This is a genomic window from Bacillus sp. TCT6 (assembly GCF_056033845.1).
In genome coordinates, this window is record NZ_JBVYHX010000001.1 from 191,626 (window position 1) to 217,802 (window position 26,177).

Here is a 26,177-nt window from a genome sequence, read left to right on the forward strand (position 1 = left end):
AATGAGGAATAGTCCTCATTGCCTTTTAGTTTCTCTTCACTAATTTAATAATTTCATTCACAACAAGTGGAATGATACTTAATAAGAGAACAAATCCCCAATCTCGCATCGTTAATGCATGTACACCGAATATATTTGCAAGGGGCGGGATGGAGATGATACAAACTTGCATAAGAACACCGATAAGAAGGGAGAAGACTAAATATTTATTTGTAAAGATCCCAATTGAAAAAATCGATTTCGTTCTTGAACGCAAGTTAAATGAATGAACAAGCTGAGAAAAACTAAGAACGACAAATGCCATCGTTTGGGCATGTAATAGAGCATCCTCATCAATTCGCTCTGGGAAAAGAGGGAATAAATTTGTATCTCCAGTATAGAATTTTGCTCCGGCGATAAAGGCTATTAACGTTAAAATCCCAATGACAGCCCCATTGAAAATAAGAAAAGGAACGCTACCACTAAATAGGCTTTCTTTCGCATGTCGTGGTTTTTCCTTCATCACATCTGGATCTTCAGGATCAACCCCAAGTGATAATGCAGGCAGTGTATCTGTAATTAAATTTACCCACAAAATATGAATAGGTCGTAGGGGTGTTGCCCAGCCAAGTAAAATCGCTAAAAATAAAGCGATAATTTCTCCAAAGTTACAAGAGAGTAGGAAGAGAATTGATTTTTTTATGTTACGATAAATATTTCTACCTTCCTCAACAGCTTTCACGATAGATGAGAAATTATCATCTGTTAACACGACATCAGCTGCTCCTTTTGCGACATCTGTTCCTGTAATGCCCATCGCTACGCCAACATCAGCTTGCTTTAAAGATGGTGCATCATTGACACCATCACCAGTCATAGAAACGATATTTCCTTTTGCGCGTAATGCCTTTACAATTTTCACTTTATGCTCTGGAGAGACTCTAGCGAATACATTTAAATGATTAATTTTGCTAGCTAGTTCTGTATCTGAAATGTTATCTAATTCAGTTCCAATCATAATTTCAGATATTTCTTCAGCAATGCCAAGTTCTTTGGCAATTGCAAAGGCGGTATCTTTATGGTCACCGGTAATCATAACTGTGCGAATACCGGCTTTTTTACATTCTGTAATTGAATCTTTCACTTCAGTTCGCGGTGGATCAATCATACCGACAAGACCGATAAAGATAAGATTTTCTTCAAGATGATTTATATCCACATCGTTTGAATTGTATTTTTTAAATGCGAATGAAAGTACTCTTAAAGCTTCTTGAGACATTGCTCCGGCAGATTCTAATATTTGATTTTTATCAGAATCAGTTAAAATCTCGATTTTCCCGTTTTTAAAAATATGGTTACATCGAGGTAAGAGCTTATCGATAGCACCTTTCGTCATGCTATAGCAGTTTTCATCGTATGTATGCACGGTTGACATCATTTTACGATCTGAGTCGAAAGGTAGCTCGTTAACACGTTCATGTATTTTTTCTAAATGATCTTTTTGCATGTTAAAAGTGCTTCCGGCCACCAGAAGAGCAATTTCAGTCGGGTCCCCGGTTTGTGATTCGTTATTGTAAGACGCATCATTACATAGCACCATATTCTCTAACAATAGACGTTGCGTATCATTATTTACATTCAAATGTTCTAAGTGATCGTATGTGTTATCACTATAAAAGTGAGTAACAGTCATTTTGTTTTGCGTTAATGTGCCTGTTTTATCTGAACAAATAATTGTGACAGACCCGAGAGCTTCAACAGCAGGAAGTTTACGGATGATGACGTTTTGTTTAATCATACGCTGCACACCAATTGCAAGAACGATGGAAACGATAGCTGGCAAGCCTTCTGGAATAGCTGCAACGGCTAAACTAATAGCAGTCATAAACATTTCTAGTGTATCTCGTCCTTGTAAAAAGCCGATGAGAAACATCACGATACAAATAGCTACAGCAACAAAGCCTAAATACTTTCCGACTTGTGCTAAGCTTTTTTGAAGTGGTGTCATATCATCGTCTGCTTCATGTAACAGGGTAGCAATCTTACCAATTTGTGAGTTCATTCCAGTTTCAACAGCAACACCGACGCCTCTTCCGTATGTTACAAGAGTAGACATAAAGGCCATGTTTTTTTGGTCGCCGAGTGGTACTTGCTCATCACTTTGCATGGAAGGGTGGTAGATTGCATCTTTATCAACAGGGACAGATTCACCAGTTAGAGCAGATTCTTCAACTTTTAAATTTGCGGTTTCGATAAGGCGTAAATCGCATGGGATATATCGTCCGGCGTCGAGCATAACGATATCCCCTGGAACGACGTGCTCAGATGGAATTTCTTTTAGTTCACCATTTCTCTTGACGATAGCTTTAGGCGTCGCCATCTTTTTCAATGCCTCTAAAGCTTGTTCTGCTTTCGATTCTTGGACAACACCGATAACAGCATTTAAAACTACAACGAGCCCGATAATACTGGCATCCGCCCATTCACCTACAAAGGCAGAAATAAGGGCAGCAATAATAAGGACATATACGAGGACGTCATTAATTTGGGCGAAAATACGCTGCCATAAAGTGCGTTTTTGTTTTGTAGCTAATTCATTAGAACCGTATTGCTTTAAACGGTCACTTACAATCTCATCTGTTAAACCGTGTTGTTCGTTTGTTTCTAGGTCAATTAATGTTTGATCTTTCGTCTTACTGTACCAATTGCTCATAAGTAAGCACCTCCAGTAAAAACAGTTAGCAATGGTAGTGTTGCTATTATTTGTGAGTAGTATGTATGGAGAAAAAATCTAAGATGAGGTTCTACTTCTATTGTACAATATTTTACAGTTGGTTGAGGGAAAGAGAAGAGTTGTCATGAATTTGTTGGAAATAAAAAAGAGCCTCATATAAGAGAGGCTTTTTTACTTTTTAATTAATGTACCTAATTCTTCTGTAATAGCTTGCATTTCACTAATGCTGAAAGTTTCACGTTTCATAACATGATCATAAATGTCACGTAAATCTTCGTACATTTCTTCGTTAAAACTAGCAGCTCTCATCGCTCCAGCATTAACCATACGTAATTTTTCTTTAATAGCTTCGACCATATATTCAACGTTTTCTTCTGACTTTACGGATAAATCCACCGAAGTGTCCCCCTTTAAAATAACATAAGGCTATCTTAACATTTTTTATCATTTTCGTTAATGAATCTTTTCAATCCTATTAAATTAGTAGGGATTTCCTTTATATTTAATAATTGGTTGTTTATACTATAAGTATATATTAAGAAATGCACCAAGAAGGGAAGAAACAAAAACATGGTTCAAGTATTGTTTGTTTGTCTTGGGAACATTTGCCGTTCTCCAATGGCAGAAGCGATTTTTCGAGATCTTGTCGTAAAAGAGGGACTCGAAGAGAAAATTGTCATTGATTCTGCAGGAACTGGAGATTGGCATGTTGGCCATCCGCCACATAAAGGAACACAAAAAATTTTAAAAGAAAATGCAGTCACTTTTGAAGGAATTAAAGCAAGGCAAGTAGAAAAAGAAGACTTAACAAAGTTTGATTATATTATTGCCATGGACAACAAGAATATAGCAGATTTAAAAAGTTTAGGTAAAACTGGAGGCTATATTGGTAGACTGTCCGACTTTGTTCCAGACGGTGGCTGGACAGACGTTCCTGACCCTTACTATACAGGGAATTTCCAAGAAGTATATGACCTTGTAACAGAAGGGTGTGCAAAGCTATTAGCTTTCATTCGAAATGAACAAGGAATATGAGGAAGCTTAGAAAGAAATACTTTCTAACATAAGAAATGAAAGGGTGAAGGAATATGGCAAAGAAAAATAATATTGCTCGAAACATTGCGATTGGTGTAGCGGCAGGTGTAGCTGTATCCATGTTAAAGAAAGAAAACCGTGAAAAAGTAAAAAATACAGCAGAAAAAGCAAAAACAAAGATGATTGAAATTGGTGAAAATGCAAAAATCAAAGAAAAAGTGCAAACTGTTACAGATAAAGGACGCGAACTTGCTGATTTCAATGTGGTAAAAGCGAAAGTAGCAGAAATTAAAAAATTAACGCCATCTGTTGTAGAGACGTTAAAAGAAACGAAAGAAATTTTTAGTAAGAAAAAAGTTGAGCCAGAAGAAAAGCCAGAAACGATTGAAATTCAAGCTGTATCTCCAAAGGTAGATGAGCTGAAAGCAGAAGAAGAGCCAGTAGTTGCTGAAGATGGTGGTATGAAAGAAGCGCGTGAATTATTTATAAAAGACTCAAATGCAGTGGAAAAAAAAACTGAAGCGTACATTGAGTTAAAGCAAGATAAAGAAGAGAAGAAAAGCGTTTAAACATATATGAGGAAAATTTTAGAAAAGGTGAGAAGAAATCGTACTTATTCGTTTGGTAAAGATTTATATGACCGGACGATGCGCGATGATGTAGCGGGCTTGGCAGCACAGCTCGCTTATTTCTTCTTGCTTGCAATTTTTCCTGGGCTCGTTTTCTTAATTACGCTTCTTGGATTTATTCCCATTCAAACAGAGGATGTGCTTAGTTTATTAGAGGTTTATGTACCAGATGATGCAATGAACTTAATTGAGGTAAATGTAGATAAAGTTGTAAACCAGCAAAATGGTGGTTTATTATCATTTGGTTTATTATCCATGTTATGGTTTGCCTCAAATGGTGTTAATGCGGTTATGAATGCTTTTAACCGAGCTTATGACGTGAAGGAAACACGTTCTTTTATTACAACAAGAGCGTTATCAATTGTGTTTACATTAGCTATTATTTTTATGATTGTCTTTGCGTTAATTGTTCCGGTATTCGGACAAGTTATTGGAGCAGCAGTGTTTAAAGCACTCGGTTTATCAGATAGTTTTTCTTTCGTATGGAGCATTACACGATTAGTAGCGAGTTTCTTCGTACTATTTGCTTTGTTTAGTTTCTTATATACATTTGCACCAGATCGAAAGTTAAAAAGAAGAGAAGTTATTTCAGGGGCGTTATTTGCTACTGTAGGATGGATTGTGGTGTCTTACTCATTTGCTTATTATGTAGATAAGTTTGCGAATTACGCCAATACATATGGTGGTCTCGGTGGTATCATTATTTTAATGTTATGGTTTTATTTAACTGGATGGGTAATTTTACTTGGCGGTGAAATTAATGGTTTACTCCACCATTATAGAACCGGTGACAATAATTCCCGTAATGAATAATGAGCTCTTGTTCCATAATAAAAAGGAACAGGGGGGATATTTCATGAGTAATAATAAAAAGAACCATAATAATAAAAGTAATAATAAACAAAAGAGCAGTTCGCATCCAAAGCATAAAACGAGTAGCAGTGCGAACGGTCATAATAGCTATCATTAAAAAAAAACGGGTCCTCTATGAGGGACCCGTTTTATTTGCTTCCTTTTAGTAATCGTAAGCCATTCAAAATGACAAGAATCGTACTTCCTTCATGGCCAATAACACCGAATGGAAGAGCTAAAAATTGCAAGAAGTTTGAACAAATTAGCATGGCAATAACGGCTAGCGAAAAGATTACGTTTTGCTTCACAATACGGTTCATTCGTTTTGATAAACGAATTGCTTGGGAAAGGCGAGATAGTTCGTTCTTCATCAGTACAACATCTGCAGTTTCTAAAGCTACATCTGTTCCTTCTCCCATTGCGACACCAATGCTAGCAGTAGCTAGTGCAGGGGCATCATTTATACCGTCTCCGACCATTGCTACTGTACCGTATTTTTCTTTTAACTTTTTAATCGTTTCAACTTTTGTTTCTGGTAAGCATGATGCGTAATATTCCTTTATATTACTTTCAGAGGCAATTGCTTTTGCCGTTTCTTCATTATCTCCAGTAATCATAATTGCTTCGACACCAATGCTTTGTAAATCACGAATAGCAGCTATTGTTTCTTGGCGAAGCGTATCTTTTAAAGCGATAAGTCCAAGAATGCCTCCCTCATCACTAATATAAACGACAGTTTTACCTTCTTTTTCAAGTGAGGCAGAAATACCATTATGAAATGTCTTTGTTTCTTCACCGATAAAGTCAGCTTTACCTATTTTATAAGCGATGTTTTCCAATCTTCCTTTTAGACCAAAACCAGTTACATCTTCAACCTTTTCTGGTTTTTTTAATGTAATGTCGTACGCATGTTGTGCATATTTAACAATGGATTCAGCTAAAGGATGTGTAGAGTGACTTTCAATTGATGCTGTAATAGAAAGTACTTCTTTTTCTGTTATATTTTCTCGAACATATACATCTGTTACGGTAGGTTTACCTTCTGTTAATGTTCCTGTTTTATCAAACGCGATTGCTTTCACAGAAGCAAGGCGTTCTAAATGTATACCGCCTTTAAAGAGAATACCGTTTCTCGCTCCGTTAGAAATGGCTGATAACGTAGCTGGTGTAATGGCAGCTACGAGCGCACAAGGAGATGCGACTACAAGTAAGATCATAGCGCGATAAAACGTTTCATTCCAGCTCCAGTCAAGTAAGAAATGAGGAACGAACATCATAAGCGCAACAACGAGTAGTACACCTTTTACGTATGTTCCTTCAAACTTTTCGATGAATAGTTGTGATGGTGATTTTTCACTTTGTGCACTTTGGACGAGACGGATAATTTTTTGGAATAATGTTTGATCGCTCGGCTTCGTAATTTTAACTTCGATAGCACCACGTAAATTTACAGTACCGGCAAATACTTCATCGCCATGTCTTTTCTCATTTGGAATAGGTTCTCCTGTGATTGCTGCCTCATCGATATTTGTTTCACCGTTATGAATCGTACCGTCAGCAGGAACACGTTCACCAGGTTTAATTAAAATAATGTCGTTAATTTGTAACTCTCCAACAGGAACACGTTCTTCAGTTCCGTTGGAAATACGTAATGCTTCTTCAGGTTGTAAGTCAAGAAGAGCGGAAATTTCTTTTTGGCTTTTACTTAACGTATAAGATTCCATAGCACCGCTGAGCGCAAAGATAAAGATTAAGATAGCCCCTTCTGCCCAGTAGCCAATAATTGCAGCACCAATAGCTGCAAAGAGCATTAGCATTTCAACATTTAGCTCTTTTTCTTCAATCGTATCTTCAATGCCTTCTTTCGCTTTTGCATATCCACCAACTATATAAGCAAGGATATAGCAAGTAATACCTACATTCATTGCATCGTTCTTTGTGAATAACCAGCCAACTAAAATAAAAATACCAGATGCTACTGCAAATACAAGTTCATAATGTTTTTTTAATGTGTCCCATAAAGAGGGATGGGAAATTGCTTCTTTTGCCTGTAACGTTTTTACTTCTGAGTTCATTACTACTCGCTCCTTCCGAATTCTTATTGAGAAAAATAATCAAAATCGAAACCCCTATAAAACGACGAAAGCTGCCATCCATAATGGATAGCAGCATTTCTGTTGAATCTGTTTTTAATCGTTATTATATTGTAATTATTCTATAGTATATCATATGTTTTTATGAGATGGTACGGTTTTGTTTCAAGTATAAACGGAAAACTTGTGTTTTCGCAATTCCTCTGGTATATATGAATATTGTTCATAAAAGATCGGAAAGGAAGACAACAAGTGAAGACAGAGAAATTTTTTACCCATCCGATTGGCGTATTTATTGCTGCAATAGTAGCAACTTTTTTATGGGGAAGCGCATTTCCTTTTATTAAATTAAGTTATGTTGAACTTGGAATTCAACCACAAGAAGTTGGAGAGCAAATATTATTTGCTGGTTATCGTTTCTTGTTATCTGGGGTAATGCTTTTATTCTTTTTTAAAGTGTTAGGGAAAAATATGAGCTTCAAAAAAGGAACGGGGAAACAGTTAATACAAATTGGTTTATTCCAAACGTTTCTTCAATATATCTGTTTTTATATTGGAATGAGTTATAGTTCGGGGATTGAAGGAGCTATCATTTCAGGGACATCATCATTCTTTCAAATTTTACTCGCCCATTTTGTATATAAAGATGATGCTCTCAATATGAGAAAATTAATTGGGGTATCGATTGGTTTTTGTGGCGTCATTTTAGTAAATGTGCCGAGTGATGGTAGCTTATCATTTCATTTTGGAATCGGAAGCTTATTACTTCTTAGTGCAGCAATGCTGTATTCATATGGAAACATATTAGCAAAAGAAGGTAGTAAAACATTAGATGTTGGCTATATGACAGCATACCAAATGATTTTTGGTTCTATAGGATTATTATGTATAGGGGCTTTACAAGTTGGAGTAATGCCATTTACATTTAGTCTACACGCACTACTTATGCTGATTTATTTATCTTTCTTATCTGCAGCTGGTTTTTGTATTTGGAATACAATTATGAAATACAACAAGGTTGGAAAAGTATCTATGTATATGTTCTTTATACCCGTATTTGGTGTGTTATTATCGAGCATGATTTTAGGTGAAGCAATTCATTCATTTGTGCTACTTGGTTTAGCATGTGTAGCCGCGGGAATTATTGTGGTAAATCGGACGCCAGCTAAGCAAAAAATAGAGCAAGAAAAACAAGTGGCATAGAGAGCAGAAAAGCGATTACAATGGAAGAACAGTGCTGTTCTTCTTTTTTTTAGAAAAAGGATAATAGACTAAGTGTAACGAAAAAAGATACAAAAAGCATTTATTGAGGAGAACATATTATGAATCTACTTTACGTGGTGTTAATTGGGCAAATACTTCTTTTTTTTATTGGTGCAATTTATGCAATAGGGCAGACAAAAAGAACGAAAGTTAATATGCCGTTACCTTTAGCAATCCGTCTTATTCTTAGTTTTTCTTTAACAGGTAGTGCAATTTGGATATGGTTACAAGATCCATCTGTAGAGTATAGTACGTGGGTTGCACTTGGTATGACTTTATCGACTGTGGGAGATTTGTTTATGGCTGGGTTGATTCCAATTGGTCATCGATTAATTGGTGGGATGGTTACTTTCGCCCTTGCTCATTGTTTTTATGTAAAAGCATTTTTGCAAACAGGAATTTCATGGAATGGTTTTTGGATTGGCTTACTTGTATATGGGCTCTTTCTAATTGTAGGATGGTTCTTCTTTATCCGAAATGATAAACAGGATAAATTGTTTACGATAGGAGCTCTAATTTATGGATTGTGGGTTGGGGGAATGGCGTGCTTTGCATTCGCCTTATATTATGAAAATACAGGAATATGGTGGATACCAGCGTTTGGTGGTTTACTGTTTGTGATTTCTGATTTTATTATTGGCGTGACAGATATCGGAGGGCGTAAATTGAAGTATGAGCCACTTTGGATTTGGTTTACATATGTAGCTGCTCAAATGTGTATTGTATATGTGGGATTATAAAAAGATACTCTCAAAAATAGTGGATAGACTATTTTGAGAGTATCTTTTTTGCTTGTTTAATTTGATCAGTATTGTTATTTTGAAATTTCTGATATTGTAATTTAATAATTCAGAATTTTGTAGAAAAATATCAGTCGTATTATTTATAATAAAAGTAAAAAGATGATGAGATGGTGAAATGATGCAAAGGAAAAAATGTTGGCGTGAATTTTTTGGAACGATTGCAATTGCATGTTTATTGGTGTTTTTGGCGAAAATTTTTGTGTTTTTCCCTACGACTGTAAAAGGAGCATCCATGAGGCCGACGTTGCAAGATGGAGATAAGGTGATTGTTAATAAGTTAGCAAAACAATTTGAAAGCTATGGGAGAGAAGACATTATTGTTGTGAAAACAGATAATTTTTATGTCAAAAGAGTGATTGGATTGCCAGGAGATATTATTGAGATGAGAAATGATCAATTATATGTAAATTCTGAAGTGAAAGATGAAGAGTATTTGGATAGTAATAAAAAACAAGCAGAAAAAAAACTTATGAATTTAACAGAGGACTTTGGACCGATTACAATTCCTAAAAATAAGATTTTTGTTATGGGAGATAATCGCCTAATAAGTAAAGATAGTAGAAATGGTTTAGGTTTTATTGATAGAGAAGATGTGTTAGGAAAGTTAGCAGGCATTTATTATCCGTTTGAACATATGAAAATAATAAAGTAAAAAAACCAAGCAAATTTTAGTTTGCTTGGTTTTTCTGTTAAACAGTAGGAGATTCGTTAGATACAAAGATATCTTCATGTTTCTTTGTAGTACTTAAAACGAATTTATGTTGTAGCAATTGTAGTTTAAATAACGCTAAAGGATCATGATATGTTTCTGGATTGCTTCTTAGCGTTGCTAATGTTTGTTCATCTTCCTGTATCTCAAGTTGAGCTGCATCCACATTTTGTTTCAATATGCTAAGTGGATCTTTAAAGAACATCATGATATCGCGTTCTAATGCCCCTTCAAATACTTCAAATTGTAGGAAGAATTGTTTTGAAATTGTGTGAGCAATTTCTGTATAGTCTTCTGTTTCAATATATTGTTTATATTTGTTGGCGAGCATAGATTGGTTTTTTTGCATATTACCAAATAATTTTCCGGCACTTTTTAAGAAAAACTGTGTCGGTGTAAAGCGTAATAAAATATTGATGTTTGTTACTGTAATTCGATTTGTCATTCGTACAACATCTCGATTCCAATCATCTAATAATTTGAAATCGCAAGGAAGTTTCATACGTTCTTCTTTATATAATTTATTAAATGTTTCACTCATTTCATCTAAATAAGCTTGAGCTTGAATAAATTCATTATGTGCTGTTTCAATCCATTCTTGAATAGACCCAGTAAATTTAGGAAGAAGTACCTGTTGTACATGCTTTTGAACTCGTTCATTCATTGCAGCATTTAATTCTTCATGAACTAGTTTGAAATCACTATCTTCTTGAACAAGATCAGAGCAGCTCTGTAATAATTCAGGAATTTGAGAATGTATATCTCGTGTAATTTCTTCTTTCGTTAAAAGATAGGATTCGGTAATAGAGCGAATTTTATCTTTTTCAAGAGCAGTAAGGTTATTAATAAATCCAGTAAGTTTCACTGAGATGTGTTTATTCCAGCGTACGGATTTTACTAATGTATTTTCTAATTCCACACGTTCGTTTATGAGATAAGCAATCGTCTTTTGCGTAAACCATATTAGCTTTTCTATACGTTCTTTTTCTATATCGCGTTTTGCAAGATTAGAGAGAATAGATTCTGTTACATCTCCAAGTTGCTGGCTACTCTCTTGCGAAGGAGAGTATGGGAAGAATTGTGCATCTGGAAAATGCACTTTAAGTTTACTAATTAGTTTTTCATTAGTAGTCGTATTATTTGTGTGTAATACGAAGTGAATTTGTAAGTTTGATACTTGTTCACGTAAATAAATTAACGTATCAATTTCTTCACTATGCAATGGTGAAGAAGAATTTAATACGTAAACAAGACTATCTGCTGCTTGTAAGTATTCAAAGTATGCATTGTTTTTATCCAATTGTCCTTGAATGGATGGTGTAATAAGAAATGTAAACTTATTTTTTCTTAAAAACCTACTTGGTAGCTTAATTTCTATACATCTTTTCTCAAGTTCCGACTGAGCAGATGTAGCCGTTACTTGATGGAATTCATCAAGGTTAGGGATACTTCGTATATCTAACGCGGTAAATTCTGTTATTTCAGTTTGACTAGCGTCTTTAAATAGAATAGGAGTTGTTAAAGTTTCATTTAAGATGTTCTCTCCTAATATTGAATTAACAAATGATGTTTTATCATGGTCACTAGTTCCAGCTATTAGTAGTGGCGTGACATTTAAATCGCATAGTTCATGGACGAGTAGCGTAAATTGATGACTTAAATCTACATCATTTTTCTCAGCCCATACAGCGATTGTTTCGAATAAATGAGAAACTGTTTCCATATTTACATCTGCTTCAGCAGATGTATTAGAAAGTAAGGATCCAGCACTTTTTACGAGTAATGATTCTAAAGTTGTAGGTGAGACTTCATTCCATGCTAACACTGCTGCAGAGACAACTAGAGAATCTTTTGCTTTCGTTAAACTGAACCAATTTGTTAATAAATTTGGTACAAGTCCGTTTAATTCATGCATAAAATGATTTCCGGTAATTAATGCAAAGTATGTTTCTTGATAGCGAGTAGAAATTTCATTCCAATCGTCATTATTGTCTGTTTCAATATGCAAGAATAAATGATTAATACTTTGAATCCAAGGAAGGTATAAGGATTCATGTTGATAGCTATTCCAAAGAGCAATAACAAGTTCTTTAAATTGAGCTTGATCAACAGCATATAGAGCTTTTAAAGACTCATAGAAATATTCAGGCTTAATATTTTTTGTAAATCCTTTATTTATGTAATTTATTAACGTATCAAACCAGTGTAAAGATTGTGTTCGAATACCTTCTTGAACAGCTAGTTCGATAGCGTTGTTCCAATCTTCTTGTTTTTCATAGAAAGAACGTGCAATTGCAGTAATATTTGGGTAATCCGGTTGGAATGCAACAGCTTCACTAATCGTCTTAAAAGCAAGTCCTAAACGATCTTGTTCGATATAAAGAGAAAGAAGTTGTAAGGAAACCTCCATCGTAAGAGTTGTATCTTCTGTTTGAATGGATTGATAAATTTCTTCTGCCTTTGGTAAAAATCCTAGTTCAAAATAAGCATCTGCAATATTTTTTGTTGCCCAAAGTGCAAGAGCATTATTTACTTTTTCCCATTTAAATATAGCTGCTTCAAAATCTTTATTTTGATAATAAAATTCACCTTGAGCAAATCGAATATTAGAAATGTTGGAGAATTCATTTTTAGATTCATTTATATATGCTTCACCGAGTACTTCCGATGCAGGAGTAGAAGTTTCTTCTGTTAAAAATGTTTTATAGTAAACTTTTTGAATAAATTGATTTTCAATGGTCATGTTCGTTCCCCCCTGTATAATTTAGAAAAATGATGTTGTATGTAAAAGGGTTCATGTTCTTTTAATAGGTAGAAGTTGCATTATATAGACCAAACTATGTTTTTGCTAGATATATCATTTTTCTTGAGAGTTAAACCGTTGCGAAAAGTAACTTTCCTTTATTGTAACAAAAAAACACGCATATGAATTTTTATTTTTTATCGGGTCATTTGCGGGCAGTAAGAATCTACTCTCAAAATTGGTGAATGTAAGTGAGTTATGTGGGAGTCGGGATGTCTGTAGAAGCAAGATTGGCGTAGATTAATAATTAGTAGAGGATGAAGAAAAGCCCCACTGATTAAAGTTTCACTTTATCTCTGTTAAAGGAAAGAATAGAAGTAGAGTTCATTATAAAAACAATGTATAGTGAATATGTATACCATGTTTGCCTTAAAGATAGAAAGGGTACAATGTGGAATAACGATCGTGCATAGGATGTGTCTTCCGAATGGAACAACATATTGGCGAGTTAATCGCGCATTATGGCTATTTTGGAATTGTTATAGCTTTGGCTGGTGGGATTGTCGGATTACCGATACCAGACGAGTTTTTATTGACCTTTATTGGTTATAATGTTTCAAAAGGAGTTATGTCAGGAACTGCTGCTTTTTTAAGTGGGATGGCTGGTGCGATGTTAGGGATTACGTTAAGCTACATATTAGGTTTAAAACTTGGGCTCCCTGTTTTAAAGAAATATGGGCCGAAAATTAGAATTAAAGAACATCACATTGAAAAAACACATATTTTATTTGAAAAATATGGGCCATTTCTTTTAATGATTGGTTATTTTATACCGGGAGTACGTCATTTAACGGCATATTTTGCTGGGGTATCAAATTTGACACTTTGGCGTTTTTGTTTGTACGCTTACGGTGGTGCGCTCATTTGGATAAGTGTTTTTATTGGGCTTGGCTGGAAGTTAGGCGAGAAGTGGCGCTTCGTTGAGTATAGTTTACATCATTATGGAATATGGATTTTATTAATTTCAGCAGTTGTTACATGTGTTGTATGGTTTTACATAAAGAAAAAGAAAAACCGCTAATAGCGGTTTTTTTAGCTGAAAGCAATAAATAATACACCAGCTGTAATAAAGACTACACCAACACCGGTCATAAAGTTTAACTTTTCACCGAGGATAATCATAGCGAGAATGATAGAAAATACGACGCTTAATTTATCGACAGGAGCTACTTGTGAAACCTTTCCTGTTTTGAGGGCAAGAAAATAAAATAGCCATGAAGAAGCACCTGCAATCCCACTTAATGTGATAAATAGCAGTGCTTTTTTATTTAGCAGTACGTCGCCGATATTTTGAAATTTACCTTGTATGATAATAACGCCTATCATAAATAATGCCATAATAATAGATCGAATTGTTGTTGCAACGTTTGCATCGATTCCGTCTAAACCAAACTTTCCAAAAATCGATACAAGGGCAGCAGCAATTGCTGATAATAGTGCAAATAAGAGCCACGAACTCATAGTAAAATCCCTCCAATCTTACAGTATTATACATGAAAATGATTCTCATGTATAAAGTTGAAGTAATTAAGGTTTATAGGAAGCATGACTCCAACTTAACTTCTTGCTCCACTTGAATTTTAAGGTGGGAGTTTTACTGCCCGCAAATAGTGGGCTAAATAACGAAATAATCCCCACCTTATATTTTTAATAAGGTGGGGATTATTATGCTACTCTGCAATTTCCTCATATAAAAAGTACGTTACATTATAAATATGCTCTACTTCATCGTCTGTCATAAACAGTAATTCGTCACGCTCAATCCCTTTCTTCTTTTCAATAAACTCAATCATATTTTTGCGTTCTTCTCTCTTCATCAATTTTATTTCTCCTCTCAATCTGTTTTAATACAGTTTATTTAAGTTACTGCTATTATATAACAGAATCTTTAGAAAGTTCCACCTATTTTATTGTTTTTTTCAAAAGAACTTTTCGACAAAACAAGCCCACCTAAAGGGGGCTTGTTTTATTTTATAGTCGTAAAAACTCAGGCTCCGTCGTACCGGCACCATCGATGTAATAAATTGTGTCGGGATTGATTTTTATCAATACGTAATTAGGGTCTTCAGGACCGAGTAACCAACGTTTTAAGCTATTATTCCAAAACTTGTTTTTTAATGTTGAGTCTTCCTCGATTGAAGCTAATCCTTCAACTTCAATATAATCTTCATCTAATTTTTTTCCTTCTCGTCCGAGTAGTACATGGACATTAGGATTTTGTTCAATATCTGTTATCTTTTTTGATTGTCGATCTGTTGCAACATATAGTACAAAATCTTCATGGAAAAACATCATAAAGGCACTATGCGGTTTCTCGTTACGTACTGTGGATAATACACCGGTACGTTGTCCTTGGATAATAGTTGCAATTTTCTCTTTTAAGTGCATATTCTTTACCTCTTTTCCTAATTTATATTTTCTCTGTTTAAACAAGATAATTTAAATATCTTTCATACTGTTTTCTTCAAGTCGATTTTTTAAACGTAATTGTGATGAAATCGGACAAGTTAGGAGAATAATAATAATAATATTGAGGAGAAATACATACGATGGAAGGGTGAAAAGCATGTTTAATAAAATATTTCTTATAGTAGCACTTATAGGTGTACCACTATCTGTACTTGGAAAAACACTTCATTGGCCAGAAACAATTATGTTCGCTGTGTATTGTATTACGATTATCGCGTTAGCTGGTTTTATGGGGAGAGCAACAGAGAGTTTAGCAATTGTATCTGGTCCTAGAATAGGCGGATTATTAAATGCTACTTTCGGTAATGCTGTTGAACTTATCATTTCAATTTTTGCACTTCAAGCAGGGTTAATTGAAGTGGTGTTAGCTTCTTTAACGGGTTCTGTACTTGGAAATTTATTATTAGTAGGAGGACTATCCTTCTTTGTAGGTGGACTTAAATATAAAAGGCAAAGCTTTAACGTTTACGATGCAAGGCATAATTCAGCTTTATTAATATTTGCTGTTGTCGTGGCCTTTGTTATTCCAGAGATCTTTTCAATGAAGATGGACGCTGGCAAGACGTATCAATTAAGTATAGGTGTTTCTATTATTATGATTATCATGTACATTGCTGCATTACTATTTAAGTTAGTTACGCACCGTGGTGTATATCAACATAAAAGTGACGAAGTAGCGCATGAAGAAGAGCCAGAGTGGTCGAAAGGGAAGGCACTCCTTATTTTAGCGATAGCAACACTGGCGGTAGCTTATGTATCAGAGGCGCTCGTGCATACTTTTGAAACTGTTGCAAAATCATTTGGTTGGTCAGAATTATTTATAGGGGTTATTATCGTTGCAATTGTTGGAAATGCAGCGGAACATGCATCTGCAATTATTATGGCTTATAAAAATAAAGTAAATATTGCAGTCGAAATTGCAATAGGTTCTACATTACAAATCGCCATGTTTGTTGCTCCTGTACTAGTATTGCTATCTATGTTCTTCGCGCAGAGGATGCCTTTAGTATTTACCATACCAGAACTTGTATCTATGATTACAGCCGTTTTCTTAACGATTGCGATTTCAAATGATGGAGATACAAACTGGTTTGAAGGCGGCACTTTACTAGCGGCGTATGTCATTATGGGAATTGGTTTTTATTTATTATGAAAAATAGGCATAACAATTGTGCTCAGAGAAAACAATAAACAAAGTAGTATATATACCTTTACATAGGAAGGAGCCAGACAGGTGAAACGAGTATACAGCATATGTCTTTCAACTATGGTCTCGTTTATTTTATTATTTCCTAACATGAGTTTTGCAAAGACAACAGTAGGAACAAAAATGCCTTCATCTGTTTTAAATATTTCAAAAGACAATACATTTCCAAATGATGCGCAAGATTTGCCACGTTTACAGCCAAGTAAGTTTGCTCAAGAACTATTGAAAACAGCTAATATTAAAATTGAAAATCCAGACTTAATTCGGATGTTTAATGAAACGACAATTTCAAATGCGCCGCTTGCAGTAGGGTACCGGGCAAAAATTTATTTAGGTCAATGGGCTTTACATTATGAATCAGTAGACACATCGATTAATTGGGAATATAAACAAGTGAATCGAAATGTGTATGATAATCGCGGAGGAGACCGTTTATATCCACTTCGCTATAAGCAAGAAACACAAAAGACGGTTGAAGGCGATTTAACAGCAGATATGAAAGATGCTGCAGATGTGAAAAAAATGATGCTTCTCAAAGCGCTTGAAAAAGTACAATTGCCCCTTTCGTTTAAAACAACTATTGGTTATGGTACTGGACATGAGCGTGTGTATAATATTAGTCCGAGTCAACTCGGATATTTATACGCTTATACACCAGCAGTAAATGAAAAGGGAAAAGTAACATTTGGAGAAGTGTATCTTGTATTAAAGGGAAATCAAAAAAGACTTGTTGTGAAAAATATTACTTCTCAAGGAATTGGAGCGGCGATTCCAATTCATGATCATTTATTTTTTAAATTCATTTCTTCTTCCCACTCGCAATAACATAAAAAAACGTCAGCTTATAAGCTGACGTTTTTTTATAATGTAATGTTTGCTGTTTTTGATAAGAAATCTTCTGTCGGATAGTAGCTGTTTTTTACAAGAACATTTGGTCCAAGACATTTTACTGCAGGACAGTGACAGCTTAATGATTTTGCTGTTTTTGAAGCACTCCATTTGTCATATGCTTCTTGTAATGTGTTTGTTTGTATGTTTCCTAGAAGTGGAACATCACCAAAGTCCGTCACAATAATATTTCCATCGAAAATATTTACATTTAAACGAGAACGGCCATCTGGATCGTTACGAACGGTTACATTTTTGCTCTCTTGTAATTTTTTAAATGTGGCAATGTCTCGCTCGTCATCGCTACAAGCATAGAAAGGTAAAGTTCCAAATAACATCCATACATTTTCATCGCGAATTTCTAGTAAATGCTCAATCGCATCACGAATTTCAGCTTTTGTTAAAATCTCTAGATTACTCGCGAAGTCACTTGGATACATTGGGTGAACTTCATGACGTTTACAGCCCATCTCTTCGACGATTTGGCGGTGAATATGTTCAATATGTGGTAGAGTTCTTTTGTTTAACATTGTTTCGGCAGATACAAGTACACCTGCATCTGATAGAGCCTTACTATTTGTAATCATTCTTTCGAATAATTTTGCACGTTGTTCGTAAGTAGGTTTACGCTCCATCATTGCAAATCCGCCTTCAACGAAGTCATCAATTGTTCCCCAGTTATGAGAGATATGCAACACGTCTAAATAAGGAATAATTTGTTCGTAACGTGCTAAATCTATAGTTAAGTTAGAGTTGATTTGAGTGCGAACGCCTCGTTCATGGGCGTATTTTAAGAGTGGTGTTACATAGTTGTCGACGGATTTTTTTGAAAGCATAGGTTCTCCGCCAGTAATACTTAAAGAACGTAAATGAGGAATCTCATCTAATCGTTTTAATAAAAGATCCATCGGAAGCGGATTTGGGTCTTTCGGCTGTAACGTGTAACCAACAGCGCAATGCTCACAGCGCATATTGCATAACGTCGTCGTTGTAAATTCAACATTTGTTAATAGTAGTTTGCCGTACTCTTCAAGGTCCATATACGCTTCCCATGGATCGTAAGAAGGAGTAATCGGCTTCATTTTTTGTGATATCGTCATATGAAATACTCCTTTGACTATTGAAATAACAATTTGTCCATTCTCTATAATAGAAGAATATGTGCTTTTTATAAAGTGAAACTTTTTAGCATGAAAAGAGAGAGGGCTTACATTATAGTGGATGATTGTGACAAAATTGGTGAAATTTCATGCCCATAGCAATCATTTTTGCGGTATAATAAAAGCAACTCGAATTAAAAGGAGAGTGCCTTCATGGGAAAAGCAATTCAAGATAAAGATACACAATTAGTATATTTAAAAGAGCGTTTAAATATGTTCATTGAAGTAATTGATACAATTGAACCTGAAGAAGTAGAATTAGAAGATGTAGATCGTCTTCTTGCAATGTTAGATGAATTAGAATTAAAATGTGAGCAATTTAAAAAAGACGAATAATATATTAAAAAGGCTGCCAATTCCAATTTGGTAGCCTTTTTCTGTGCGGATAATAGAAGGACGATAGAAAAAGAGGTATAATCAAGTTGTGAAAAATTTCATTTATGCTTTAATAGCGTGAAACAAATAAAAAGCTAAAGAGCATAACAATGGAATTTTCAGCTCATAACGTTTTGGTAGCGTTCACAATTGAGGGGGAAGTAACAATGGAAAAGCTTCAAGAAAGCATGTATCAACTAATTGTTGAAACGTCAACGAACTTACCGAAAGATGTTCGTCGTGCGATTCAACAAGCGAAAGAGCGAGAAAATGCAGGGACTCGTTCTGCGATGGCACTTGGCACAATTACAAATAATATTAAAATGGCTGATGATAACATCTCACCGATTTGCCAAGATACAGGGATGCCAACGTTTAAAATTTATACACCAGTTGGTGTGAATCAATTAAAGTTGAAGGAAGCTATCTATAATGCGCTTGAGCGGGCGACAAAAGATGGTAAACTTCGTCCAAATTCTGTTGACTCTCTTTTTGGAGACAATAGTGGAAATAATTTAGGACCAGGTACACCGGTTATTAAGTTTGAACAATGGGAAAAAGATTATATTGATGCACGTTTAATCCTAAAAGGTGGTGGCTGTGAGAATAAAAATATTCAATATAGCTTACCGTGTGAACTAGAAGGACTTGGACGAGCTGGCCGTGATTTAGAAGGAATTCGTAAATGCCTTCTTCATGCAGTATACCAAGCACAAGGTCAAGGATGTAGTGCTGGTGTAATTGGTGTTGGTATCGGGGGAGACCGCACATCAGGTTATGAATTAGCAAAAAATCAATTATTCCGTACATTAGATGATGTCAATCCAGTACCAGAGTTACAACAACTTGAAGAGTACGTATTAGAAAATGCGAATAAGCTTGGCATTGGTACGATGGGATTTGGTGGAGAAACAACTTTACTGGGCTGTAAAATTGGCGTGTATAACCGCCTGCCAGCTAGCTTCTACGTATCTGTGGCGTATAATTGCTGGGCATATCGCCGCCTAGGTGTAACAATCCATCCTGAAACAGGTGAAATTATGGATTGGTTATATCAAGAAGGTGAAGATACACTTCAGCATGAAGCACAAGAAAAAACAGAGCAACGTGAGATTGTATTACAAGCACCAATTACAGAAGAGCAAATTCGTGGACTTCGCGTTGGTGATGTTGTAACAATTAATGGCATGATGTATACAGGTCGTGACGCAATCCATAAGCATTTAATGGATAATGATTGTCCAGTAGATTTAAACGGACAAATTATTTACCACTGTGGTCCAGTTGTTGTGAAAGATGACAATGACAATTGGCAAATTAAAGCGGCAGGTCCAACGACAAGTATTCGTGAAGAACCGTACCAAGGCGATATTATGAAGAAATTTGGTATTCGCGCTGTTATTGGAAAAGGCGGTATGGGTGCGAAAACATTAGCGGCTTTAGAAGAACACGGTGGCGTGTACTTAAACGCAATCGGCGGTGCCGCGCAATATTATGCTGAATGTATTAAAGAAGTGGAAGATGTTGATTTCTTACAATTTGGTATTCCAGAAGCAATGTGGCATTTACGCATTGAAGGTTTTAAAGCAGTTGTAACGATGGACTCTCATGGTAATAGTTTACATGCAGATGTTGATAAAACATCACTTGAAAAATTAGCGAGCTTTAAAGAGCCGGTATTTAAATAAACAAAAATGCATCTCGAATCTTTCGAGATGCATTTTTTGGTATATATAGAAAAACATGCACAGCATGAAAGTAAGTAAGGAAACAGAAACTACAGGTACGATTATATATGGAAAGGAGACTATTTATGAAATATAAATGGTTATATATCGGTCTCATTTTTTCAATTATGATGGCACTTGTTCCAGTTTCAACATTGGCTTATACAAATACTCCACATAACTGGGGAATCCCGCGTCCTAAAAATGAAACAGTACCAGATGCAGGAAAGTTATATACGGATTTACTGCAAAAAAATGGCGGGTTTTATTTAGGAGATACGAAGAAAAAAGATATTTATTTAACATTTGATAATGGATATGAGAATGGATACACAGGGAAAATCTTAGATGTATTAAAAGAGAAAAAAGTACCAGCAACTTTCTTTGTAACGGGGCATTACATTAAAACACAAAAAGATTTATTGTTAAGAATGAAGGATGAAGGACACATTATTGGAAATCATTCTTGGAGTCATCCTGATTTTACAGCGGTAAATGATGAGAAGCTTCGTGAAGAATTAACGAGTGTAACGGAAGAAATTAAAAAAGTAACTGGGCAAAAAGAAGTGAAATATGTACGTCCTCCGCGCGGCGTATTTAGTGAAAGAACGTTAGCTCTTACGAAAGAAATGGGCTACTATAATGTATTTTGGTCACTTGCATTTTTGGATTGGAAAGTGGATCAGCAAAGAGGATGGCAATATGCGCATAATAATGTTATGACGATGATTCACCCAGGATCTATTTTATTACTTCATGCAATATCAAAAGATAATGCAGAAGCACTTGCGAAAATCATTGATGATTTGCGCGAGAAAGGGTATCATTTTAAAAGTCTAGATGACTTAGTAAAAAGCAATCAACCGTAAGCATGTATGCTTACGGTTTTCTCATGCTATAATGATGTGTAAAAAGGATGGGGAAACGTATGTGGAGCGAACATGTTACGTTAGAGTATCCGTATCATTTTGAAGAAGTATTAAAACGTTTATCTTTTGATCCTCTTAACGTCATTCAATTAGATGAGAAAGTCATTTATATCCCGCTTTGCATAGAAGAGGAACAGGTTGTTGTTCGCTTACAAGGGATTGGTACTGTTCAAAATCCACAGTTTTGGATTTCTAGTCAGACAGGAGATCCGGAGAAAGTCATGAAACGAATGAGGGCCATTTTTCATTGGAATGAACCGTTTCAAGATATACAAAATCATTTTTTAAACACATCATTACGTCCACTATTTGAAACATATGCTTATACTCCAATTATTTTAGAATTTGATTATTTTGCTTGTCTTCTTCGCTGTATCATTCACCAACAAATAAATTTGAAATTTGCTACTGTGTTAACAGAACAATTTGTGAAACGGTATGGAACAGAGAAGAACGGTGTATTCTTTTTCCCCACTCCGGAAATAGTAGCAAATATTTCAATAGAAGAATTGAGAGAGCAGAAGTTTAGTCAGCGAAAGGCTGAATATATAGTAGGATTAGGTCGAAGTATTGTCAGTGGTACATTAAATTTAGCGAGTATAGAAACTGGGACGGAAGAAGAAGTTTCAGCACAATTGTTGCCAATTAGGGGAATTGGTGCATGGACAGTGCAAAACTTTTTAATGTTTGGGATTGGACGGAAAAATATGTTTCCGAAAGCGGACATTGGGATTCAGCGTGCAGTGCAAGGTATATTTCAATTAGATGATAAACCTGATGATGCATTTTTAGAAAAAGTGAAACAAGAGTGTGAACCATACTGCAGTTATGCAGCGTTATATTTATGGAAAAGTATAGAGTAGAGGTGTAATAATGATACAAAAGCAACATGAGAGTAAGTTGGAAGTTGGTCAAACGTTTCCTGTGACAATTAAACGTCTTGGGATTAACGGAGAAGGCGTTGGTTATTTTAAGAGACAAGTTGTTTTCATTCCAGGGGCATTACCAGGAGAAGAAGTTGTTGCAGAAACAACGAAAATTCAGCGTGGCTTCGCTGAAGCGAAAGTGAAAAAAGTTCGTAAAGCTTCACCGCATCGTGTGAAAGCACCGTGTCCAGTATATGAGGAGTGTGGCGGTTGTCAGCTGCAACATTTAGATTATAAAGAACAATTGAATCAAAAGCGTGATATCGTTGTACAAGCATTTGAGAAGTACATGAAAAACAGTATGGAAGAGAAAATTCGTCCAACGCTTGGCATGGAAAATCCATGGCATTACCGTAATAAGAGTCAATTACAAGTGGGGCGTAAAGACGAAAAGGTTATTACAGGGCTATATAAACAAAACTCACATCAGTTAATTGATATTGCTCACTGTATGATTCAACATAAAGCAACGAATGAAGCGACAAAAGTTGTAAGACGTATTTTAGAAAAATTAAATGTTTCTATTTACAATGAGAAAAAACAAAAAGGTTTAGTACGCACAATTGTAACACGTACTGCAGTTCAAACAGGGGAAGTACAAGTTACACTTATTACAACAAAAGAAGAATTACCAAATAAAGAACAATTTGTTGCAGAAGTACAAAAACAGATGCCAGCGGTTAAATCAATTATGCAAAATGTAAACTGGCGTAAAACATCTGTTATTTTTGGAGATAAAACATTTAAATTAGCTGGAAAAGAAGTAATTCAAGAAACACTTGGCGATTTATCATTTGAATTATCAGCACGTGCATTCTTCCAGTTGAATCCAGAACAAACAATTGTTTTATATGATGAAGCGAAAAAAGCAGCTGCGTTAACAGGCGATGAGAAAATTGTAGATGCGTATTGTGGTGTTGGTACAATCGGACTTTGGCTTGCGAACGATGCAGCGGAAGTACGTGGTATGGATGTAATTCCAGAAGCGATTGCAGATGCAAGAAAAAATGCGAAGCGTCACGGATTTACAAATACGAAATATGAAGCAGGTAAAGCTGAACAATGGTTACCGAAATGGGTAAAAGAAGGATGGCGTCCAGATGTAATTGTTGTCGATCCACCACGTACAGGTTGCGATGATAAATTACTGGAAACGATTTTAAAGGTGAAACCGAAACAAGTTGTGTACGTGTCTTGTAATCCTTCTTCATTAGCACGTGATGTACAAGCATTAATGAAGAGTTATGAAGTGGAGTATGTGCAACCAGTTGATATGTTCCCGCATACTGCGCATGTAGAAAATGTAGTTAGATTAAAGTTGAAATAAGAAGGATTAAAAATGTTGATGTAGTTAACTACATCAACATTTTTTGTTATGCTGGCAGCTAAATCACGTTACGTAATCAATATACATACTTTCTGTATGAAGTATATGAAATTATTTTCTGCATTTGAAAAGAATTTGTAAAAATATACAGTATTCAGATTGTATAGACCACTTTGTATTAATAAATTACAATATGGATGTAACATAGCAATTTTGCTATAGAAAATAAGCTGAAAGGGAGAAGATTTATGAAAAAATGGTTGGCATTGTTTGTTTTTGGGATGGTTTCTTTATTTGCAACTTCTGCACATGCGGAATCATATGAAACAACAAAAACATTAAAAGTATATGAAAGTCGTAGTTTTAATTCGCCTGTGAAAAAAGAACTGCAGCCAGGAGAAAGGGTTTATGTTACAAATCAACATCCTAGTGGATGGTGGAAGATAAGTGGTGGATTTATCGCACCAGAGGGCGCTAAAGTAGAAATTAATCGAACTTTTGAAGCTTTTGATTGGATTAATATGGACAGTGCGAAGTACGTATTTGGTCCTCAAACTGTTATTGCACGTGATGGTACACTAAGAGGTGAAATTTTGATTGATACATATTTGGGGCAGAAGTGGACAAGTGTAAATGGAATGCCACAAATAATGAAGCAGAATTTTGCAGCATACAGTAGCCCTGAAGCTAAAAATCCAGATGCTTGGTTCGCTCCACAAACGGTTAATATTTTGCAGACAAAAGAAAACGGTTGGTCTTTAATTAACACGTATTTAGGGCCAAAGTGGATTGTTCGTTATCCACACGTGGAACATATTAATCGTGATTTTTATGCATACAATGAACCTAAGTACATGCATCACGGTGTGAAATTCTCAGCCCAATCTGTAAGAGTACTTCAACAAGGAGAAAATGGTTGGAAGAAAATTAAGGTTGAGGTTGGAGAAAAATGGATTGCACCACAAGGATCTTATTACCATGTCCCAAATGTATTTACGGCATTTGATCAACCTTTCGGTAGAGCAATCGGTACTTTTGCACCACAAACTGTATTTGTAGTTGAAGAATCTACAACATCATTTGGTTGGTTAAAAATTAGAACATACTTAGGAGATTCCTGGATTCGAACGAATCGTAATTAGTAAATAGATTACTTTATTCCTTTTAGAATGAAGTAACAATATGTTATAGTTCCCTCATATGGAAAAGCTGTATGAGGGATTATATTTTTAGCCCATTAAGACAAGGAGAATACGATGAATAATTATAAATTAACGATTCAGTACGATGGTGCACGTTTTAAAGGATGGCAACGTCTTGGTAATAACGATAATACGATTCAAGGAAAAATCGAAAGTGTCATATCTGAAATGATCGGAAAAGAAATTGAAATTATCGGTTGTAGTAGAACAGACGCTGGTGTACATGCTTTGAATCAAGTTGCTAACTTTCAAAGTGATGAGAAGTTAGTGGAACATAAAGTGAAAAAATATTTAAATCAATATTTACCTAATGATATTAGCATTACGAATGTGGAAGAAGTACATGATCGTTTCCATGCTCGTTACAATTCTAAAGCAAAAACATATCTGTATAAAATTTGGAATGAAGAGCATACAAATCCATTTATGCGTAAATACAGCATGCATGTGAATAAAAAATTAAATGTGAAAAGCATGAAAGCAGCTGCAAAACATTTAGTTGGTTCACATGACTTTACTGCTTTTTCAAATGCGAAATCAAAGAAAAAATCTATGGTTCGAGAAGTATATACACTTGATGTGATGGAAGAGGCAGGATTTGTACAAATTAGAGTAAGTGGGAACGGATTCCTTCATAACATGGTAAGAAAAATTGTTGGGGCATTAATTGAAGTTGGATTAGGACAATTAGATGCTGAAGCAATTCCAAACATTTTAGAAGAAAAGCAGCGCAATCAAATTAATTGTCTTGCTGAGGCAAGTGGGTTGTATTTAGAGAATGTTGAGTTTTAATGGCAAATAAAAAAATCGGGCTAAGTAGCTCGATTTTTTTAGTATTACGAAGATTTCTCGTTTTTTATATGTAGCTTCAAATTCCAAAAAGCAGCAAGCATAATAGCTGCAAAGGAGCCCGAAATTGTTCCTAATAGCTTTGCATAAGGAGAGCTGCTTACATCGGAATTAATGAATAACATCATACAGAGCATGGCAGGGAAAAAGTATAAGTATTGTAATAACTTTAATTTTTTATCATTACTCATATATATAGCCCCTTTCTAGCATGTTAT

The 26,177-nt window shown here is 35.2% G+C and carries 25 protein-coding genes; 16 read left to right on the plus strand and 9 right to left on the minus strand.

Annotation, left to right across the window (positions count from 1 at the left end):
- Nucleotides 1-25: 25 nt before the first annotated feature.
- Both AC0ONG_RS00845 and AC0ONG_RS00850 read right to left on the minus strand, forming a co-directional pair.
- A complete protein-coding gene (locus tag AC0ONG_RS00845; RefSeq protein WP_000073684.1) occupies nucleotides 26-2,692 on the minus strand; it encodes a cation-translocating P-type ATPase in 2,667 nt (888 codons plus the stop codon).
- Nucleotides 2,693-2,884: 192 nt separating this feature from the next.
- Entirely contained in the window at nucleotides 2,885-3,109 is a 225-nt protein-coding gene (locus AC0ONG_RS00850) for a DUF1128 domain-containing protein (protein WP_000366196.1), read from the minus strand.
- A 174-nt stretch (nucleotides 3,110-3,283) separates the two neighbouring features.
- Between AC0ONG_RS00850 and AC0ONG_RS00855 the strand changes: the two genes are divergently transcribed.
- The 3 genes from AC0ONG_RS00855 to AC0ONG_RS00865 are packed head-to-tail and all read left to right on the plus strand — an operon-like array spanning nucleotide 3,284 to nucleotide 5,190.
- Nucleotides 3,284-3,748 (plus strand): low molecular weight protein-tyrosine-phosphatase, encoded by a 465-nt coding sequence (locus AC0ONG_RS00855; protein WP_000250910.1) that lies wholly within the window; start codon nucleotides 3,284-3,286, stop codon nucleotides 3,746-3,748.
- Between the two features lie 53 nt (nucleotides 3,749-3,801).
- The gene (locus AC0ONG_RS00860; RefSeq protein ID WP_001085387.1) at nucleotides 3,802-4,317 is read left to right on the plus strand and encodes a DUF4075 domain-containing protein; all 516 of its coding nucleotides are present in this window, start codon (nucleotides 3,802-3,804) and stop codon (nucleotides 4,315-4,317) included.
- A 6-nt stretch (nucleotides 4,318-4,323) separates the two neighbouring features.
- Nucleotides 4,324-5,190 (plus strand): YihY/virulence factor BrkB family protein, encoded by an 867-nt coding sequence (locus AC0ONG_RS00865; protein WP_001226536.1) that lies wholly within the window; start codon nucleotides 4,324-4,326, stop codon nucleotides 5,188-5,190.
- Between the two features lie 188 nt (nucleotides 5,191-5,378).
- Here the strand turns inward: AC0ONG_RS00865 and AC0ONG_RS00870 are convergent, their stop codons facing one another.
- Nucleotides 5,379-7,304, minus strand: a complete 1,926-nt coding sequence (locus AC0ONG_RS00870; RefSeq protein ID WP_001083768.1) for a heavy metal translocating P-type ATPase — start codon at nucleotides 7,302-7,304, stop codon at nucleotides 5,379-5,381.
- Between the two features lie 270 nt (nucleotides 7,305-7,574).
- On the opposite strand from AC0ONG_RS00870, the gene AC0ONG_RS00875 reads away from it, so the two are divergent.
- From AC0ONG_RS00875 to lepB, 3 genes are all read left to right on the plus strand, one after another.
- On the plus strand, nucleotides 7,575-8,525 hold the full coding sequence (locus AC0ONG_RS00875) for a DMT family transporter (protein WP_000845710.1): 951 nt from the start codon (nucleotides 7,575-7,577) through the stop codon (nucleotides 8,523-8,525).
- A 119-nt stretch (nucleotides 8,526-8,644) separates the two neighbouring features.
- Nucleotides 8,645-9,325, plus strand: coding sequence for a lysoplasmalogenase (locus AC0ONG_RS00880; RefSeq protein WP_001051075.1), 681 nt, complete (start codon nucleotides 8,645-8,647; stop codon nucleotides 9,323-9,325).
- Nucleotides 9,326-9,503: 178 nt separating this feature from the next.
- Entirely contained in the window at nucleotides 9,504-10,040 is a 537-nt protein-coding gene (gene lepB, locus AC0ONG_RS00885) for a signal peptidase I (protein WP_000983696.1), read from the plus strand.
- 37 nt (nucleotides 10,041-10,077) lie between these two features.
- Here lepB and AC0ONG_RS00890 read toward each other — a convergent pair whose 3' ends face one another.
- Nucleotides 10,078-12,840 carry a tetratricopeptide repeat protein gene (locus AC0ONG_RS00890; protein WP_000151406.1) on the minus strand — a complete coding sequence of 921 codons (2,763 nt, stop codon included), beginning with the start codon at nucleotides 12,838-12,840 and terminating at the stop codon, nucleotides 10,078-10,080.
- A gap of 487 nt (nucleotides 12,841-13,327) precedes the next feature.
- On the opposite strand from AC0ONG_RS00890, the gene AC0ONG_RS00895 reads away from it, so the two are divergent.
- The gene (locus AC0ONG_RS00895; protein WP_000434870.1) at nucleotides 13,328-13,921 is read left to right on the plus strand and encodes a DedA family protein; all 594 of its coding nucleotides are present in this window, start codon (nucleotides 13,328-13,330) and stop codon (nucleotides 13,919-13,921) included.
- Nucleotides 13,922-13,932: 11 nt separating this feature from the next.
- Here AC0ONG_RS00895 and AC0ONG_RS00900 read toward each other — a convergent pair whose 3' ends face one another.
- The 3 genes from AC0ONG_RS00900 to AC0ONG_RS00910 form a co-directional block, all read right to left on the minus strand.
- A complete protein-coding gene (locus AC0ONG_RS00900; RefSeq protein WP_000100295.1) occupies nucleotides 13,933-14,361 on the minus strand; it encodes an EamA family transporter in 429 nt (142 codons plus the stop codon).
- A 209-nt stretch (nucleotides 14,362-14,570) separates the two neighbouring features.
- Entirely contained in the window at nucleotides 14,571-14,717 is a 147-nt protein-coding gene (locus AC0ONG_RS00905) for a BH0509 family protein (RefSeq protein ID WP_000817786.1), read from the minus strand.
- A 154-nt stretch (nucleotides 14,718-14,871) separates the two neighbouring features.
- Nucleotides 14,872-15,288 (minus strand): pyridoxamine 5'-phosphate oxidase family protein, encoded by a 417-nt coding sequence (locus AC0ONG_RS00910; RefSeq protein WP_000550220.1) that lies wholly within the window; start codon nucleotides 15,286-15,288, stop codon nucleotides 14,872-14,874.
- 178 nt (nucleotides 15,289-15,466) lie between these two features.
- Between AC0ONG_RS00910 and cax the strand changes: the two genes are divergently transcribed.
- Complete coding sequence (cax, locus tag AC0ONG_RS00915) at nucleotides 15,467-16,522, plus strand: calcium/proton exchanger (protein WP_000482131.1); 1,056 nt, start codon at nucleotides 15,467-15,469, stop codon at nucleotides 16,520-16,522.
- Nucleotides 16,523-16,603: 81 nt separating this feature from the next.
- Nucleotides 16,604-17,401, plus strand: a complete 798-nt coding sequence (locus tag AC0ONG_RS00920) for a YfkD famly protein (RefSeq protein ID WP_002083605.1) — start codon at nucleotides 16,604-16,606, stop codon at nucleotides 17,399-17,401.
- Between the two features lie 35 nt (nucleotides 17,402-17,436).
- Here the strand turns inward: AC0ONG_RS00920 and yfkAB are convergent, their stop codons facing one another.
- Entirely contained in the window at nucleotides 17,437-18,564 is a 1,128-nt protein-coding gene (gene yfkAB, locus AC0ONG_RS00925) for a radical SAM/CxCxxxxC motif protein YfkAB (RefSeq protein WP_000156022.1), read from the minus strand.
- A gap of 213 nt (nucleotides 18,565-18,777) precedes the next feature.
- Here yfkAB and AC0ONG_RS00930 point away from each other — a divergent pair, with 213 nt between their 5' ends.
- The 7 genes from AC0ONG_RS00930 to truA all read left to right on the plus strand — a co-directional run bounded on the left by AC0ONG_RS00930 (nucleotide 18,778) and on the right by truA (nucleotide 25,902).
- A complete protein-coding gene (locus AC0ONG_RS00930; RefSeq protein WP_000513558.1) occupies nucleotides 18,778-18,960 on the plus strand; it encodes an SE1561 family protein in 183 nt (60 codons plus the stop codon).
- 206 nt (nucleotides 18,961-19,166) lie between these two features.
- Nucleotides 19,167-20,687 (plus strand): class I fumarate hydratase, encoded by a 1,521-nt coding sequence (gene fumA / locus AC0ONG_RS00935; RefSeq protein ID WP_000413529.1) that lies wholly within the window; start codon nucleotides 19,167-19,169, stop codon nucleotides 20,685-20,687.
- Between the two features lie 125 nt (nucleotides 20,688-20,812).
- Entirely contained in the window at nucleotides 20,813-21,595 is a 783-nt protein-coding gene (gene pdaA / locus AC0ONG_RS00940; RefSeq protein WP_000875970.1) for a delta-lactam-biosynthetic de-N-acetylase, read from the plus strand.
- Between the two features lie 59 nt (nucleotides 21,596-21,654).
- Nucleotides 21,655-22,518 carry a DNA-3-methyladenine glycosylase family protein gene (locus tag AC0ONG_RS00945; protein ID WP_000269427.1) on the plus strand — a complete coding sequence of 288 codons (864 nt, stop codon included), beginning with the start codon at nucleotides 21,655-21,657 and terminating at the stop codon, nucleotides 22,516-22,518.
- 10 nt (nucleotides 22,519-22,528) lie between these two features.
- Entirely contained in the window at nucleotides 22,529-23,908 is a 1,380-nt protein-coding gene (rlmD, locus tag AC0ONG_RS00950; RefSeq protein WP_000615212.1) for a 23S rRNA (uracil(1939)-C(5))-methyltransferase RlmD, read from the plus strand.
- 248 nt (nucleotides 23,909-24,156) lie between these two features.
- Nucleotides 24,157-25,050, plus strand: a complete 894-nt coding sequence (locus AC0ONG_RS00955) for a hypothetical protein (protein WP_000758929.1) — start codon at nucleotides 24,157-24,159, stop codon at nucleotides 25,048-25,050.
- A gap of 114 nt (nucleotides 25,051-25,164) precedes the next feature.
- Entirely contained in the window at nucleotides 25,165-25,902 is a 738-nt protein-coding gene (gene truA, locus AC0ONG_RS00960) for a tRNA pseudouridine(38-40) synthase TruA (protein WP_001067298.1), read from the plus strand.
- A gap of 44 nt (nucleotides 25,903-25,946) precedes the next feature.
- On the opposite strand, the gene AC0ONG_RS00965 is transcribed toward truA, so the two are convergent.
- Nucleotides 25,947-26,150, minus strand: a complete 204-nt coding sequence (locus AC0ONG_RS00965) for a hypothetical protein (protein WP_000063865.1) — start codon at nucleotides 26,148-26,150, stop codon at nucleotides 25,947-25,949.
- Nucleotides 26,151-26,177 lie beyond the last annotated feature (27 nt).